General features: G+C 36.9%; 10 protein-coding genes. 3 read left to right on the forward strand and 7 right to left on the reverse strand.

All coding sequences use genetic code 11. The annotated features are described in order from the left end of the window. Positions 1-51: 51 nt before the first annotated feature. The 3 genes from Q0093_RS02860 to Q0093_RS02870 are packed head-to-tail and all read right to left on the reverse strand — an operon-like array spanning position 52 to position 3,537. Complete coding sequence (locus tag Q0093_RS02860; RefSeq protein ID WP_297928372.1) at positions 52-2,418, reverse strand: hypothetical protein; 2,367 nt, start codon at positions 2,416-2,418, stop codon at positions 52-54. Next, the gene (locus Q0093_RS02865) at positions 2,411-2,977 is read right to left on the reverse strand and encodes a hypothetical protein (protein WP_297928373.1); all 567 of its coding nucleotides are present in this window, start codon (positions 2,975-2,977) and stop codon (positions 2,411-2,413) included. Before Q0093_RS02865 ends, Q0093_RS02860 begins: the two co-directional genes overlap by 8 nt. Before the next feature lie 35 nt (positions 2,978-3,012). Next, the gene (locus Q0093_RS02870; RefSeq protein WP_297928374.1) at positions 3,013-3,537 is read right to left on the reverse strand and encodes a hypothetical protein; all 525 of its coding nucleotides are present in this window, start codon (positions 3,535-3,537) and stop codon (positions 3,013-3,015) included. A gap of 124 nt (positions 3,538-3,661) precedes the next feature. On the opposite strand from Q0093_RS02870, the gene Q0093_RS02875 reads away from it, so the two are divergent. Together Q0093_RS02875 and Q0093_RS02880 are read left to right on the forward strand one after the other, a co-directional pair. Beyond that, complete coding sequence (locus Q0093_RS02875; protein WP_297928375.1) at positions 3,662-3,913, forward strand: hypothetical protein; 252 nt, start codon at positions 3,662-3,664, stop codon at positions 3,911-3,913. A gap of 81 nt (positions 3,914-3,994) precedes the next feature. Then, positions 3,995-5,980, forward strand: a complete 1,986-nt coding sequence (locus tag Q0093_RS02880) for a hypothetical protein (protein WP_297928376.1) — start codon at positions 3,995-3,997, stop codon at positions 5,978-5,980. 253 nt (positions 5,981-6,233) lie between these two features. Here Q0093_RS02880 and Q0093_RS02885 read toward each other — a convergent pair whose 3' ends face one another. The 3 genes from Q0093_RS02885 to Q0093_RS02895 all read right to left on the reverse strand — a co-directional run bounded on the left by Q0093_RS02885 (position 6,234) and on the right by Q0093_RS02895 (position 13,961). Next, a complete protein-coding gene (locus tag Q0093_RS02885; protein WP_297928377.1) occupies positions 6,234-8,189 on the reverse strand; it encodes a HAMP domain-containing sensor histidine kinase in 1,956 nt (651 codons plus the stop codon). Positions 8,190-8,216: 27 nt separating this feature from the next. Continuing rightward, entirely contained in the window at positions 8,217-10,904 is a 2,688-nt protein-coding gene (locus Q0093_RS02890; RefSeq protein WP_297928378.1) for an ATP-binding protein, read from the reverse strand. 492 nt (positions 10,905-11,396) lie between these two features. Continuing rightward, entirely contained in the window at positions 11,397-13,961 is a 2,565-nt protein-coding gene (locus tag Q0093_RS02895; protein ID WP_297928379.1) for an ATP-binding protein, read from the reverse strand. Positions 13,962-14,543: 582 nt separating this feature from the next. Here Q0093_RS02895 and Q0093_RS02900 point away from each other — a divergent pair. Beyond that, positions 14,544-15,179: a hypothetical protein gene (locus Q0093_RS02900; RefSeq protein ID WP_294177103.1), complete on the forward strand. Its 636-nt coding sequence runs from the start codon at positions 14,544-14,546 to the stop codon at positions 15,177-15,179. 243 nt (positions 15,180-15,422) lie between these two features. Here Q0093_RS02900 and Q0093_RS02905 read toward each other — a convergent pair whose 3' ends face one another. Further along, on the reverse strand, positions 15,423-16,565 hold the full coding sequence (locus Q0093_RS02905) for a DUF5074 domain-containing protein (RefSeq protein ID WP_297928380.1): 1,143 nt from the start codon (positions 16,563-16,565) through the stop codon (positions 15,423-15,425). Position 16,566: the final 1 nt, after the last annotated feature.

Genomic DNA, 16,566 nt, shown 5'->3' on the forward strand with positions numbered 1-16,566 from the left:
CGGGAAAGGCGATTTACAGTCTTTCCCGTTTTGTAATTATGAAGGTTGCAGTTATTTTTTATTCTTGGGCGGGTATTGAGTCGGGAACATCGATTCTTGTATTTGTCGTTCTTTATTGTTTTTTTTCAGCATCTCTTTCATCGTATCTTTGTTTGTGATACGGTTGCGGGCTTTCCATAAGATATATTGCAATTCGTTATCGTCAAAATCGAAGTCCTGTCCTAATTTATCCCTTACTACTTGTCGGGTATATGACCGAATGTTGCTCCATAATCCCGGATTGTCAATCCCTTTTTCAGCCATATTGGACAGGTATTCTTCAGCAGCTTTACGATTTGATCTGTTATTTTTTTGGTAAGTTTCCCTGACTTCTGAAGGCATTGATCGGAATACCTGATCCAAAAAACTATCGGTATGTTCTCCATATAAAGCTCGTATTCCTTTTTTGGCGACAGCTTCACGTATCAATGTTTTTTTAAGTTCGGCTTCAGAGTGGATGTTGTCTAATATAACGTTCACCTGATCATTTTCGGGAGAAAAATAACCCGGTAAGACATCTTTAGCCGGTAGTTTTTGCTGTATATCGAGAGGAAGTTCCGATTGTCGGTCAAATATTTGAGCATCAATGCCAAGTTCCTTACTTATTTTTTCGGCTTCCTGTCGACGTCTGTCCCTTTGAAATTGCGTATCGTATTTGTTCAACCACGGATTATCGGGATTGACGATCGAAATGTTGAATCCGGGATCTTCTTTCCTCAGATTTTTATTCTGTTCTATCACAGATGGCATTTTTTCGTACTCATCCGTGCTGCTACGGGTGATTCGATTGTAATCTTCATAAGGAATAGAATATATGCCTTCTGCGAAGTCAGGAAATATGAGTTCTTCTTTCCCTTCCGGTGTAATAACTTTATACAAACCGTTTTCGGTTTGTCCGACTACTTCCATCGGCTCTCCGTATTTGGTATTGAGTATTGTTACTTTTCCATTGTTTTTTCTTCTAAGATGTTGCACTGCTTTTCCTTCGGTATGGCTTATGCCGCCTAATGCTCCTCCGAAAACTCCTCCTTCTATACCGGAACGGGTTGCATTTTGAAGAATTTCATTTAATGCCGGATAATTTTCTCTATCCAAATAAATGCGGGCTGCCATATCTTGAGCAACAGAAGTGCCAGCTTCACTCAATCCCTCCATAGCAGCATCCGAACCGACTTCTGCTGCCAGTTTCTTCAAGTCGATATGTTTGTAATTCTTAAGCAAATCGGTTAGCTCTTTGGAAGCCTGTGGGCTTTTCATCATTTGGGAAACAACCCCTTTTCGCATCGATTCTTTCAAAGGAGCAGAGAGTTTGTTTAAATATCTGCCTTGCATAAGACCTTCTATGAGCAAATCAGCTCCTGTATAAGAACCCACATAAGCAGCACGTTTCCAATCCGGTACTTTTTCACCGTTTTCTTTTTCATACCGGTCTATGTCCATCTGTGCCTGAGCATGACTTTGTGCCGCTAAACTGCCGACATTGGCTGCACCCAAAGCGACTCCTGCCGGTGGAAAGACCAGTCCTGCGGCTATGGGTAGGGCTTGCTGAGCTATTCCTGCACCCGTTTCGGCAACTTTTGCCCAACCTTCGGTTTCTTTGAAACTATCATTTTGTTCTAAAGCTTTGCTCATTTGTTTTTTTCCTTCGCCTCCGTTGATGATGTAATCATTCACTTCTTTTTCTATTTGCTGAGGGGATAAGCCGTCCGATTTCATCTCCATGATATTTTTTAAAGCATCGATGTATCGGGCTTTTGTATTCATATACTCTTGTTCATTAACAGCTCCGGTTTCCGGATCATAAAGCTCGTTATTATTCCAATCGAACTTTTTGTCGGGTTTTCGGATGTTTTTTTCAGAAATTTCTTGTTTGTTCCGCTCGATTTCTTTTAATAAATCTTCATTGTTTACAGAAGATAAACTGCCGAAATTTTTTTGTACGTTTTGGTATGCAGCTTGCATTTCGTCTTCATTGTTCCACCAGCTTTTTAATTTTCCGAAATTATAGGAGAAATCGTTTGCTAACCGTTTCCCGTATTGAGCCAGACCATCTTTAAAACTTGTCAAAGGTTTTTCTTCTGAATCGTTGTTTAATAAAGATGACAAAATTTTTCTGTTATATGGAGTCTCGGGAATGGACGGGTAGGGTATAGCCGGATATAGCTTTTGTGAGGGAATGGGTGTTTTCCATTCTTGACCGGTCAGAGGGTTGTTGACCATTGTCCGCTTTATTAAACCAGGATCGATATATTCCGGTCGTTCCTGCGGAGATGATTGAGTTTTTGTGTTTTGACCGTTATCCCTTGTCTGGGCTATTTGTCGTTTATACATATTTTGTAATTGAGGATCAATATAATCCCATCTATTGTTTTTATTCATTGAGAGTATTGTTTTGAGTGTTTTCGAATAATAAGTTTTCTATTTGTATCCGGGCTTCTTCGGGAGAAATACCTTGGGCTGTAAGATAGTTGAAAAGCAAGAATTTTTGTTTATCGGCATTTTCTTCATTATTTTGCCATGCCTTTGAAAATTCTTTTGTATTTATTCCTTTTACTGGCAGTTTTGTATGAATATTCGGAACGGCCGAAATCCATTCTGTTAGTTCGAGAAACTTTTTTCGTAACTCTTGTTTTTCCCTGCATCGGTCATGTTGTTTGTTTATCATTTCAGATTCCGGTTCAAATAACCGAATGAGTTTTTTCCAGTAAAAACTCCTTTCTTTTTTCTCGGATTCTTCTTTTATCGGTTTTTTCCCTAAAAGTTTCAAAGCATATTCCAGATCATCAATTGACTTACGGGCGGCAGATCTCTTTCTTTGTTTTCGATTTTCCCGACATACCGAGAGAAAACCTTTCCCATCTTCTACCTGTTGCCTGATGTCGGAGAAAATCGCTGCCGTATTTTTTTTATTTTGTAGTTCGGTTGTCTTATTTTCCATTATCATATCTTTTGAGCCGTTTCCGATAAATGTTTTCAAAGCATCCCTGACGACAGTTTTGCCATACTTAATATTGTATCATCCAGATTTTCCAATCTTCGACCTACATTCTGCAAAGCATTTTCCGATGCATTCCGGAACATATTGCTGCTATTCATATAAGTGTTGTATCTTTTGTCATTTATTGCTGCCGAATGATTGATATAATTATTCAGTACATTACTCTTCCATTGTGCGCCATTTGCTGCAATCGTACTATATGTGTTGCCTATCGTTTCAGCGTTGTTTTTTTGTTGGGCGGCGATAGCTTCGGGTGTCGCTCCCGTGACGGCAGACTGAGTTTGTGCCTGTTGATTTAGTTGTTGAGTCTGTTTTCGGAGATTTTTTAGTAAGGCTTGGTTATCCGATCGATTTATGTAATTTCCGTAATATTCCGAGTTGAAAAGGTTATCTAACTGCGTTTGCTGACTATCGAGGGCTTGTAATGCGCTTTTTTGTTCTTTTTCAGCTGCTTTTTTCTGTTTTCGGGCTTTAATCCCATTGAATATTGATGCGAACATTTTTGTTTCTCCTTCTAAAATTTTTTAATTGGTTAGTGAACGAATTTATTATTATAACATCAGCACACAAATATCACCTCATATATTTGCCGTATGATGTTATAATTATAAAATCGTATGGGATATGATGAAAAAAAATGATTTTTCCGGGGAGAAAAGCGCTTCGGTCGGTGATTATATCGGAAAACGGCGTGAGATTTTGGATTTATGCTATAAACGTTTGCAAGAAATGATACCTGAATGTACCAGTGAAGTCAATTTACTCAAATGTATTGAGATATTGGAGAAACATGAGAGTAGAAATGAGTCTGGAGATGAAAGACAGGTATTGTGTTCTATAGCCGATACGCTCGATCGGCTGGCCGGTCTGCGGTAGATTTTATATTTATCGCATGAAATATGGTTTTTCGGTGTGCTATTTTGCGGAAAATAGAATTATCGGGAAATATTAGATGAAATGGAAATTACGGTGATTGAAAATGAGAGACGAAAGAAAGAGATCAATAGAACTTATCGTCCTGAGACAGGAGAAGGGAGCACGGTCGGGAAGCGTTTTTGCTTTCACCTTCCGGATGCTCCTATTCCGATACAATATATTCCGGAAAAGATGATAGAAGAGGTCGAGCTCGTGAAACTTTTACGTCGGTACGGTTCGATAGAAAAATTTATTTTGAATGAGTTGAAAGAATCCCCTTCGGCTATTGTACGGGAAGAGGTTTGGAGACGGTGGGTAAAAGTTCGAATTAAATACGATTTTGAATTTTGGGCGGTTTTATTTGTAAGAATTAAGAATAAGACGGGAGACTCCGACGTTCCGTTTCGGCTCAATAGACCTCAGCGCCGACTACTTTCAGAGCTTGAAGATATGAGAACAAAGCGTTTGCCCATCCGGCTTATATTGTTGAAAGCAAGACAATGGGGCGGTTCTACGTTGGTACAAATGTATATGGCTTGGATACAGTTGGTACATAGAAAGAATTGGAATAGTGTAATTTGCGCACATTTAAAAGATGCTGCTGCAAATATTAAAGGAATGTATTCTAAATTATTGGAAAATTATCCGACTTGGTTGGCAGATGTAGATAAACCTTTGAAGTTTCAGCCGTATGAGAAAATGGGGAATACTTCTGTAATTGTTGAAACAGGCTGTAAAGTCACGATCGGGTCGGCAGAAACTCCGGAGTCGGTGCGTGGATCGGATGCAGTTATGGCACATTTGTCAGAGGTAGCTTTCTGGCCTCATACACGGTTGAAATCTCCTGAGGCGTTGATTCGTTCGGTATGTGGTTCGGTTGCTTTATTACCCGATTCGGTTATTGTGATGGAAAGTACGGCAAACGGTACGGGAAATTATTTTCATCAAGAATGTGAGAGGGCGAAGAGAGGGGAGAGTGATAAACGCTTCTTATTCATACCATGGTTCGAAATAGAGATGTATTCTGTTCCGGTAGAAGATTACGAAGCATTGATAACGTCTTTGACAGATTATGAAAAAGATCTTTGGTATAAAGGTGCGACTCTTGAAGCGATAGCTTGGTATCGTATGAAACGAAAAGAATATAGAGATCATGCCGATATGATGGCGGAGTATCCCTCTGATGATGTTGAGGCGTTTAACCATACCGGAGAACGAGTGTTCGATATACGACAGGTGCAAAGACTTAGGGAATCATGTCGTCCGGCAGATAAGGTCGGAGAAGTTTATGGGAAAGCTTTCTCCGGAAAGTCGGCATTGGAAGGGCTCGGTTTTAAGGAAGAGGCGGGAGGACGCCTTCATATCTGGGCTTTTCCGGATTCCGATATGTCTGTAAAGGATCGCTATCTGGCCGTTGTCGATATCGGAGGACGTTCATCTAAAGCCGATTATTCGGTTATTGTCGTATATGACCGTTATTGGATGTTGTTTGGAGGCGTACCTGAAATTGTCGCCCAATGGAGAGGACATATTGATCATGATCTGTTGGCGTGGAAATCTGCTCAGATTGCAGCTTTTTATCACCGGGCATTGCTTGTAATAGAAAGTAATACTTTAGAAACGGAACATACGGATGGAGAACATACGGAATATATTCTGGATACTATTGCCGATTCTTATACTCATTTGTATGCCCGTTCTTCTGCTGAAATGATTCGTTCTCAAGTTCCGTCTAAATGGGGATTTCACATGAATCGTTCTACTAAAACGATGGTGGTAAATCATCAAATTCAAATGTTAAGAGAAAACGGTTATGTAGAAAGGGATATTCAAGCGTGTTATGAACATGATGTTTTTGAACGGAAACCGAATGGGAGCTTCGGAGCGATGGATGGTCATCATGATGATATTCTTATAACACGTTGTATAGGCAATTATATATGTTATACAGAGCCGTTACCGTACCGATTTACAAAAGTGCGAGCAAAAATTTCCGGTTCTGTTCCTATCGGAGAGGCAACGATTTGATCTGCTTGGTTTAGAGCCTATCTAAATTTTCCAATTAGAAAATATTATCAGATCATTTTTGCGCTTTCTTCCGGCCTATTTTCCCGTTTTCACTCGTCAGATAGCCCGCTATCATCCTCATAAAAACAGAAAAATATCCTCGTAAGAAACTCTCAAATCTGACCCGAGCAAAATTTAGACAAGCTCTTAGAACCGGTCGTCTAAATTTTACTCGGGTCAGGTTCTAATAAATTGCCGTTCGGAATAAAAATAATCAATGTTTCTTCTCCGGCGGCATCTTGAGATTAAGAGGATGAGAAAAACAAAATCGAGAACCTTTTGTGTAATCGGGGTCTATCCATATATCTCCTCCCATTTTATTGATGGTTAATTTGCAGATAGACAATCCGAGCCCAGAACCTTGTGCAAATTCGTTTAATTTTTCGAACCTCTCGAATACTTGTCGTTGTTTATCTTTAGGAATGCCGCAACCTGTATCGGATACAGAGAATATTACTCTGTTTTTATCAGGTTCTATGTTATAGGAAAGAGTGATTGTGCCGGTATCGGTAAATTTTCCGGCATTATTCAGCAGATTGATGAAAATTTGTTGTAGTCGTTGAGGATCGGTTACCATGGAAAGCTGTTCGTTTGCTTCAAATATGTAAGCAATTGTATTTTTTTTGACTCGGTTTATTATTGCGATCTGGTCGCGGCATAACCGTGTAATGTCGCAGAGAGAAAAATTGAATTGAACTCTTCCTGATTCGAGGCGCGATAAATCGAGAATATCGTTGATAAGTCGAAGTAATAAATCCGAGTTTTTTTGAATAATGTCTATATATTCTTGTTGTTCTTCATTTTTATTTTCTTCGGCGAGTACAGTAGAGAATCCTACAATCGCATTTAGCGGAGTTCGGATTTCGTGACTCATATTTGCTAAGAAAGCGCTTTTTAACCGATTCGATTCTTCTGCCCGCTCTTTAGCGATGATAAGTTCCTTTTCAGATATTTCCAGATGTTCTTTTACTTTTTTTGTACGGAAATAAAAGAATAGAGTACAACAAAGAGCAATTACCAGAATGATTAATACCGAAATGGTAGAGATGAATTCGACGGGATATTTTTCCCACAACGGCAGCTCTTTATTGAGGAGAATGGAATTTCGAGGAAGTTTTTTGACCGGAATATCCAATTCTTTGATTTTGTTGAAATCGAAGATATATTCATTGGGGATAAATTTGATATTGGCTTCTTTCCCTTTTTCTATATTAATGGCCTGTTTTGCCATATCAGGGCCTTGCTGTCGGTAGCTTGGAGAGTATCCACCTAATACCCAATTGTTTAGTCCGGATGCTGTAACTGAGAATACCGGAACTTTGGGATTAACACCAGACATCGTATATATGGCGTTTTTTATGAAGAAAGCGTTTGATGCGTCAACTTTCCATGTCCCGAATAAAATTACCGTATTAGGTGGTAGATTTTTGATATCTTCAATGATCGAATAGATTGTTTTTAATCGGCCGTCCAATAATATAAGGTTGAGGTTGGGGAAATTCTTGAATTCTTTTTTTACTAATGCTTGTAAGGAGATGCCTCCGTATGTATTATCCGATATGAATGCTATATTACGAGTCAACGGATAGAAACTCATAATCAGTTCGATGTTTTTCTTTATGTCATATTCGTATGCAAATCCGGCCTTTATATTCCGGTTCGGCATATCTTTGAAAACATCGATACTTTCAGGATTCCAAAGTTTGAGATCTTGATTATTGTCAGGTAAAAGAACTGCATTTCTGCTTGCCATGCTGCATAATACGGGGGTATTTTTGAATAATAGGGTATCTTGGGATAGATATGACGCCCAAGCTTCTTGACCTATGAGAATAATCAGTTTAGGGGGTAATTGGGCGTGCTTCAATAAGATACTTTCAAGCCGTTTTTTCCAAGTTTGAGATCCTGACAGACTTTGACAGTTCATGTTCTCAATAGAAATTGGTGATTTCCCGCCAAGATGCCGGTATGTGTCATTGAAAGAGATGATATTGGAGGTTGTGAATTGCGTATCCGGATTATATGAACTGATAATTAATATAGGAGCTGTATTGTCGGAAGATGCGGTTATATGCGTCGGGAAATTGCAAGCTATAAATAATGTCGTGAAAAAACAGTAAAGAAACCGTTTGTAATTTCTTAGTATATTTGTCATGTAATGAGATCTCATTGTTCGTTTTTTTATTTCCGGAATAATTTACCAGATAATACTTGAAATATAATTACTGATTGTTTGTTTTACTATCACCGGATTGATCGGTTTGGTAATAAAACCTGTGCAGCCGGCTTCTATTGCAATATCTTTGTCTGAATCGAATGCGTATGCAGTTTGCATGATTATAGGTATATCGGTAGATGATTTTCGTATCTCTTTTAACGCCTCTATACCTCCCATTTCGGGCATTTTTATATCCAAGAGAATAAGATCTACCGGATTATTCCGATACAATTCAATAGCTTCTTTTCCGTTTTTTGCCCATAAAATCCGACATCTATTGCCTATTATCGTTTTTAGTAAAAGAAAATTGCTTTCTATATCTTCAGCTATTAACAATGTGGCTTTTTGAGATTGATTTTCGTCATTTTCTGTATTATGATCTGTATTGGTCGGAAATTGCGGTTCTATTTCTTTATCTTCTCCAAGAGGAATCTGATCATCTTTACGTATCGGAATATGGATAGAAAAGCAACTTCCTTCTCCCGGTTTGGATTCTACGTTGATATTTGCTTCAAACAGTTGGGCGATGGCTGCACAGATAGAAAGTCCTAACCCCGGTCCTTGTGTAAATTCATTACATTTATAAAACCTGTCGAAAATCAGGTTTTGTTCTTCTTCTGAGATGCCTATACCTGAATCTTTTACGAATAAGGTAAGATATTGGCTGTGATCGATACTGTATCCGATTGTGATATTTCCCCTTTGTGTGAATTTTATTGCATTATCGAGTATATTGGATAAAAGCTGAATCAGACGTATTGAATCAGACCTTAAAATTACTTGTTTATGAGGAGTTTCCATTGAAAACTGTATAGATTCGGGAATTCTCATTTTATGTTGCGAATATACGAGTTCCAGAATTTGTTCCATATTACAAGGTTCTGAAACTAAGGATATTGTGTCTGTTTCCAACTTGGATAGTTCTAAAACATCGTTGATTAATTTCAACAAAATGTCACAGTTTCGATTTATCGTTTTTATAAAAGATTGCCGTTCGTCAGGAGTGAAGGCATTCTCGTCGGATAGTAGGTTGGCAAATCCGATAATCGCATTGAGTGGTGTCCGGATTTCATGACTGATGTTGGCTACGAAAGATTGTTTCAGCTCAGCTTTTGCAGCTAAATCGCGAGCGACGATAAGCTCCATTTCCCGTTGCTTGATATGTTCTATGGAGAAACATAGTCCGTATATCTGAGCATTAGAATAAGATATATGCGGAGATAAAGAAAAATGAGTTTCCCACCATTCATATTCGTCAGGAGAGCTAAGACTTATTCTGAATTGTACAACTACTTTAGTGTCTCTTCCATATATAGAGGACACTAAAGTATTGTAAACGTTTCTACGGTCGTCCGGGTGTACTTTCTTGATTAACGATATTCGTTTTATTTTATAATTATCGGTAAACGGCAATCCTGTACTTTGGAAAAAACGCTTGTCGAATGTGAATTTTCGTGTAACGAGGTCGTAAGACCATGTATGAAAATTTCCGATTTGTAAAACTTGTTCCAATAATTTCTGTTTATTATGCAATCGGGCTTGTATGCGTTTCTTTTTTTTCTTTTCGAGTAAATATAAAAATGTCAGAAAAAAAAGCAGTATGAATGCAGTTAAGATTATGATAATAAATTCAGTTTTGTATTTTTCGTGTATTGGGATATTATATATGAAACTGTTTTCCGGTAATTGGGATGTGGAAATGTTCAACCTTTTTATTTGAGGCCAGTCAAAAACGGGAAGGTCTTTATGATATTGCAGGGGAACATTGGTTATGGTTTTCTGACCTTTTAGTATCTGTGCGGCGAGATTAGCTCCGTCGAAGCCTTGTTGATACGGGAGTGTAAAAATACCTCCTAAAATACCTCCGTTTATATTTTTCCCTATTCCTTCATTACAAATCGTGAAAAATGGTTGTACCGAAATATTGGAGAATTGAGATATTGTAAAATCCCATTTAGGTAAGATAAAAATATCTCCTTTTATTGCATTGTAAAAAGGGTATAATACTCGAAATGTTTTCATCTCACGATATGGAATGAATCTTATTTTGATCTTGTCTTTTTCTGTTTGGGAAACAGTTTGCCATTGTTTTAAAAATTCTTTTTTAGAGATTTTTCCTAAGGTGGTACTATCGGTTAGGATGTTGATTCTCGTAATGTCGGGAATAATGCGTTTGGCTAATTGATAGCAAGCGATAAAGTCCCGTTTGCATTCAAAGCCTGTAATATTATTATATCCGGCAAGTATGTCGTAATTTAGATAACTTACACCTGAAAAAATAATGGGGACAGTATGTGTAATCGGGTGATTGCTGGTGATCAGCGAAAAGGTGGCTTGGTCGTCTTCTACCAGAATGATATGAGGCGGGTTATAGGTGTATTCGTCTAATAATCGTGATAAAATATCTAATTCTTTCTGTGCATCCAGCATTTCGCAATTCAGATAAAAATGCCGAATTTTTACCGAAAGATTGTGACGGGAAAAAGCATCGTTTATTCCTTCTTTAATGTCTTTTCCCCAAGTGTAAAGCGAGTCGAATGAATGGATGACAAGAATGTTATAAACGGTTTGTGACTTGTTTTTATGACAACCGCTTGTACCTAATACGACTGTTATTATAAAAATAGCAGCCATAATATTGAATGCTATGAAATGAATCCTTTTCATTTTGTCAATTGAAGATATACTTTGATACCCAATTGTTTTTGCCAACAATTATTTGTAATGTTTTGTCTGGAGAATATTTCGGTATGGGGCGCGTCTTTTCCTTCCGATTTGAGGCTGTCGTACTTTTTGTTTGCCTCCATGAATTATTCAACAGATTTCCAAAGTTAAGAATATTAACATTAAGTTGTCATGTGTTTTTTTATTTTTATGTAAAAATTTTAGGCGATATTTTTAAGTCAAAACGATTTATCTACTGTAAACGTGCGGCAAAGGCTTTGGTATATTCTTTTTTTGCCAGACTGTCTAGATTGGTCGATTTGTGAGTCACTGCAATGACTGTATCTTATTAAAACATCTTTTTCTGATGCGTCTTTCTCGCAGATTCAGGATGTCGTTGATTGTGATTGAACAGATAACAGAATAACCGAAAAATAGAATGGAGTGAATAAAAATCGTTTCATTTTGTTTTATGTAAGTTGCAAGAGTTGGAAATTACACATTTACGGCGGTTAACGCTTCCATAAGATTTTTGGAAACAATGGGTTTGGTTATGCACATATTGAATCCTGAAGAGAGAATTTTTTCTTTGTCTTCTGAAAAAGCAAAGGCTGTGACACCTATAATTGGAATATCTTGTTCTATTTCTCGGATTGCTTTTGTTGCTTCATACCCGTCAAGGACAGGCATTCTTACATCCATCAGTATAGCGTCCGGTCTGTGTTTGGTAAACAAGTCTACAGCCTCCTGTCCGTTCCAAGCATGCAGGAGATTATATTTTTTGTTTAGTAAAACCTCATATAGCCTATAATTATCTTCTATATCTTCAGCAATCAGTAAAGTATGTTTGGGAATATTCAGAGTATTCTCTTGTTTATCTATTGTCGAGTTTTTATCCGAGGTTCTCGAAGTGTCGTTTTGTTTATCTTTTCCTGAGAAATATATGGCGTTCGCTGGCAATGTAAACCAAAATGTAGAACCTTTTCCCGGTTTTGAATTTACACCTATTTCCCCGCCTAACTTTGTGATTATGCTTTTGCAAATGGCTAAACCTAAACCTGTACCGGATTTAAATTTATCGAGTTTTACGAACCGTTCGAACATCTGTTTTTGTTTTTCTTCTGGAATGCCTTTCCCGGTATCCGAAATATAAAAATATATTCCGCTTTCCTGTCTCTTATATCCGAATCGGATACAACCTTCTTCTGTAAATTTCATGGCGTTTGTCAGAAGATTGTTAATAATTTGAGATAGGCGGTTACGCTCGGTATATATGTAGCAATGAGGGGATTCTGGTTCGAAAATTATTTTGACCGGATTTTTCTCTCCTGCTTTCATTCTGGTGGTCTGTTCTATATCTTTGAGCAGGGTGTTGATGTTTACATTAGAATAATTGAATTCCAAAGTATTTGCTTCTATTTTCGAAAGATCTAAGATATCGCTGATTAATTGTAACAATAGTTGGTTATTGTTGTTTATGATATCGATGTAGGATTGTTTTTCATTTTCTTCGGTTTCGGTTTCAGCCAAAAGTCGTGAAAAACCGATTATTGCATTTAGGGGAGTTCGGATTTCATGGCTCATGTTCGATAAGAAGACAGACTTTTGTTTGTCTGAATTTTCGGCTTGTTGTTGAGCTCGTTTCAGTTTTTCTTCTATTTCTTTTTGCCGGGTAATATCGATATTCATACCGAGAATTTCGATATTTTTATTTTTCGGGTCGAAAGTTTTTTGGATTAAGACCTGTCTGATCCATCTCCACCCTCCGGATCTATCGGAAACGCGAATATCTTTATCAAAGGTTATATCCGGGATTTTTTCATGAGATACACGTTCAGAAAAAGATAATAGATATTCTCTGTCATCTGGGTGTATGTTTGAATATTTATTGATAATATTTTTTATGTTAGTGGTTTTATTTTCGCCGAGGTTAATAAAATATTCAGGAGTGACTATCGTGTCTTCTTTCAATAAATTTATAGATGAAAAACCTATTTTTGAAGCAGTGGAGACAAATCTGAACATGTCCATAATATTTTTATTTTGTTTTAGAGTATTATGAACAAGGGTGTTGTTTACCCATATCAGTATCAGTTTTTCTATCTGTCCGTTCCCGGTTTTGACATAATTGACGGTAAATTTGTAATATTGTTTGTTTGAATAAATACTTTTGAAATACCCTGTACGGTTCAGTTTTTGAAAATCATAGCTGACTTCTTCAGAAATATACTCTCCCTGTTTTATCTGATTTTTTATTGTATCGGGAAGGCAGGGATTGTTGAATACGTTGACTCGTTGTATTAGACCCTCTTTTTCTGTACCCATCAGTTCGAGATAGTAGTCGTTTACCTCATGAACGACTCCGTCTCGATTACAAATTGCTATGGCCACCGGGAGGGTATTAAATGTTACTGAGAATTGAGCATGTTTTTCTGCGATCTTTTCCTTAACCTTATTTTGATGAGTAGTATCGAAAACCGTTAATAACAAATATTTCTCTTTTTCAAGAATTAAATAAGCTCCTGATATTAATGCCTCAATTTGAGTTACTTGGTTTTCTGAAATCAAAAGATTCAGAGTTATGTTTAAATTGCTGAAATCTTTCTTTTCTTTAAAAGCTGCAATTATGGCTTTTCGTATCGGGCAATCGGGGCAAGCTTTACTTTTTCCGCATCCTGCGGATAGGGCATTGACACACATCAGCAAGTCTCCTATGTCTTTTTTTTCTCCGGAATCGTCTGTCGATGATAAAGTGTAATAATTGGTACGTTGAACGATAAGATTCTGATCTACCAAAAGGACATAGGAATAAATATTTCCAAAGACAGCATCAGAGATGATTTTAGCGGAGTCTATCTCTTTTTTCTGTTCCGATATAATTCGGTTTTGTTTTTTTATGCGTTTTGATAAAAGAATAAAAAGAACGAAAAAAACAGACGTGAATAATGTGAATGAGTGATAATGGATTTCTGAAATTTGACAAATTATACCTGCGGCCTGTATCTTTTGATTATAGAAAGAACACAAGAAGATTAATAAAGCTTTTATACGGTTTTTCATATTTTTATTGTCAGAAAAGAAGTCGGATTTTTCTTTAGAGAAAGCTTCAATTCAATTAATAAATACAAATATATGTCGTATTTTATAATTTCGTCTTACTTGTTTCTGAAAATCTTAGAGGCTGTCTAAATTTTACTCGGGTCAGTTTTGAGATTTTCTTTCGAGTATGTTTTTCTGTTTTTACGAGGAGGATAGCGGGCTATCTGACAAGGGAAAACGGGAAAAAAGACCGGAAGAAAACACAAAAATGAACTGATCATATTTTTTGTCGGAAAATTAAGACAGGCTCTTAAATAATATAATAATACGGTATTATGAAATGTTGGTCTTTGATTTTTAGATATTTGTCTTAGTTATCGAAATTATTATTCGCTATACCAATTTATTAGTATTTTGATTTCTTAATTTTTTTGATGAAATTCATAAATAATTCTTGTATATTTGTCTGATTTAACAATAAAATGCCTGATTATTAGATTTTATATGTTTTTAAAGTAATAGGCAATTATATTGAGTTTAATAATCTTTGGACTAATTAAATAGTTTATTGGGTATTGTGTTAGAAATCATATTTTTTGTGATATGAAAATCTTGCCGTTAATTTATAGGAGACAAACATCTGTTGTTAATAAGAAGGCCGCAACTTTTGGTGTAATTACTCTTATTACATATTTAATTCCGGAAAATTCCGAAATCGAACTTTCTGTATCGGCACGTGATTTTATGATCGACTGGGGAGATGGTGTTTGCGATAAAAATATGATCCATACATATACCCGAAAGGGAGAATATGTAATACGTATTTGCGGAGAATGCATCAATGAATTGCGTGTTCCGAAATGTTGTCTGGAGAATATTGATGTCTCTTTTTGCAAATGGCTCGAACACCTTGATTGTTCTTTTAACTGGATCGAGGAGTTAGATGTATCAGGGTTGTCTTATTTGGTTTCTTTAGATTGTTCTCATAATACGTTAAACAATTTGAAAATAGGAAATCAGGAATTTTTGCTCTATCTCGACTGTTCCGATAATATGCTGCCGGTTCTCGATGTAAGTCTATGTTCTTCTTTAACCTATTTATATACACAACATAACGCTTTGCGATCATTTAAAATTTCTCCTGCAATTTCAGTTTTGGATATCGGAGATAACCAGCTTTCTTTGGAAGATATAGCCGATTTAAAAAAACGTTCGGGAATCCGTTATATTTTGGATTGAGTATCGGGCTTATTTTATCCTTGTTTAGGAGCTTTAAGTTTTCCAATAAAGAAAAATCTATCAGATTATCTTTACGCTTTCTTTCGGTCTGTCTTCCTGTTTTCATTCAGATATTCCGCTATTACCCCTCGCAAAACTCAAAAGAAATTCTCAAAACCTATCTGAACAAAATTTAGATAGGCTTTATAGAAATATTGTTTAAATGGGCTTCTCTCCGATTAAGTAGTATAAATCATTATATTGTTAGTTGTCCGTTTTTTTGGTTTCTAATACGAATGCAATGTTCGAAGGTATTTCTCCGGCTATTTCTTCCCATTTCTTTTTTCCATCAGAAGAGAAACAGTAAACTTTTCCCGGTGTAATGAAATCTTTAGCATCTGTGACGAATATTTCTTTGCTGATAGGATTTACGGCGATACCGTATGGCATATCTATCTGAGTATCGGTTCCGTCCGATATGAAATTTCGGGTAAGGATTTTGTGAGTACGGGTATCTATGATTCCATAAACACTTTCTGCATATCCTGTAATATAATTGAATTCTTTTGCAAGAATGTATAAGGAGTCTCCTGATATACACATATTATTGACAGGTATCGATAAAGGACCTTCTACTTCGTCCGTACGACTGTTTATCATATAAAGATCGGACTTCCCGTCATAATAGTCTCCTCTGGACGAGACATAAATGTAACCGTAACGATCTGCCTTCATCCGGTGCAGGTTTACCGCAACATCTATTTTTTTTATTTCGGTAAATGTATTCAGGTCGATTACCGAAACCGTATGATCCATTTCTCCGGTCGAAACGCACATCGAATTTGCCACATATAATTTATCTCCGATGATGACCATCTCCTCCGGTTGTGACCCTACGGCAACTCTCTTTTCGACTTGTAAAGAGGCGGTATCTATTTGGGCAACATATCCTTGTCTGGCGTATAAATCGCTTCCGTCTATGCTGGCATACGATGATACGTATGCTTTGTTTTTGTGGAAAACGATATAGCGGCAACTCGGAATTTGGATCATACCGATGTGTTTTGTCGTTTTCAGGTCTGTAACTTCTATAAAATTAGAACAGTTAATTACGGCATATAGTCTGTTTCCGTATATCTGCAGGTCATTGCCGACATCTCCCAATTCTTTGACTACAGTCGGATTTCTCTCTGCATATATGTTCAGATAATAGGTATTATTGGTGTAGTCGAAATAGTCGAGAGTAGCCATATTATTACCTTTATTTCCTTCGTTGAGCAGATAGAATCCCGAACTTACGGTGATTTCTCGTGGAGCGGGAACAGGCTCATCGCCCCGGCAGCTTGTCAGTAACAAAAATATAAGTGGAAAGATACGGTAAATATTTTGCATATTCATTCGTTTCATA

It is taken from the genome of uncultured Coprobacter sp. (genome assembly GCF_947855755.1).
Classification (GTDB): Bacteria; Bacteroidota; Bacteroidia; order Bacteroidales; family Coprobacteraceae; genus Coprobacter.

Coding starts and splice junctions, on each gene's coding strand:
- Q0093_RS02860 (WP_297928372.1), bottom strand. CDS start 2,418: ATGAATAAAAACAATAGATGGGATTATATTGATCCTCAATTACAAAAT.
- Q0093_RS02865 (WP_297928373.1), bottom strand. CDS start 2,977: ATGGAAAATAAGACAACCGAACTACAAAATAAAAAAAATACGGCAGCG.
- Q0093_RS02870 (WP_297928374.1), bottom strand. CDS start 3,537: ATGTTCGCATCAATATTCAATGGGATTAAAGCCCGAAAACAGAAAAAA.
- Q0093_RS02875 (WP_297928375.1), top strand. CDS start 3,662: ATGATGAAAAAAAATGATTTTTCCGGGGAGAAAAGCGCTTCGGTCGGT.
- Q0093_RS02880 (WP_297928376.1), top strand. CDS start 3,995: ATGGAAATTACGGTGATTGAAAATGAGAGACGAAAGAAAGAGATCAAT.
- Q0093_RS02885 (WP_297928377.1), bottom strand. CDS start 8,189: ATGAGATCTCATTACATGACAAATATACTAAGAAATTACAAACGGTTT.
- Q0093_RS02890 (WP_297928378.1), bottom strand. CDS start 10,904: ATGAAAAGGATTCATTTCATAGCATTCAATATTATGGCTGCTATTTTT.
- Q0093_RS02895 (WP_297928379.1), bottom strand. CDS start 13,961: ATGAAAAACCGTATAAAAGCTTTATTAATCTTCTTGTGTTCTTTCTAT.
- Q0093_RS02900 (WP_294177103.1), top strand. CDS start 14,544: ATGAAAATCTTGCCGTTAATTTATAGGAGACAAACATCTGTTGTTAAT.
- Q0093_RS02905 (WP_297928380.1), bottom strand. CDS start 16,565: ATGAAACGAATGAATATGCAAAATATTTACCGTATCTTTCCACTTATA.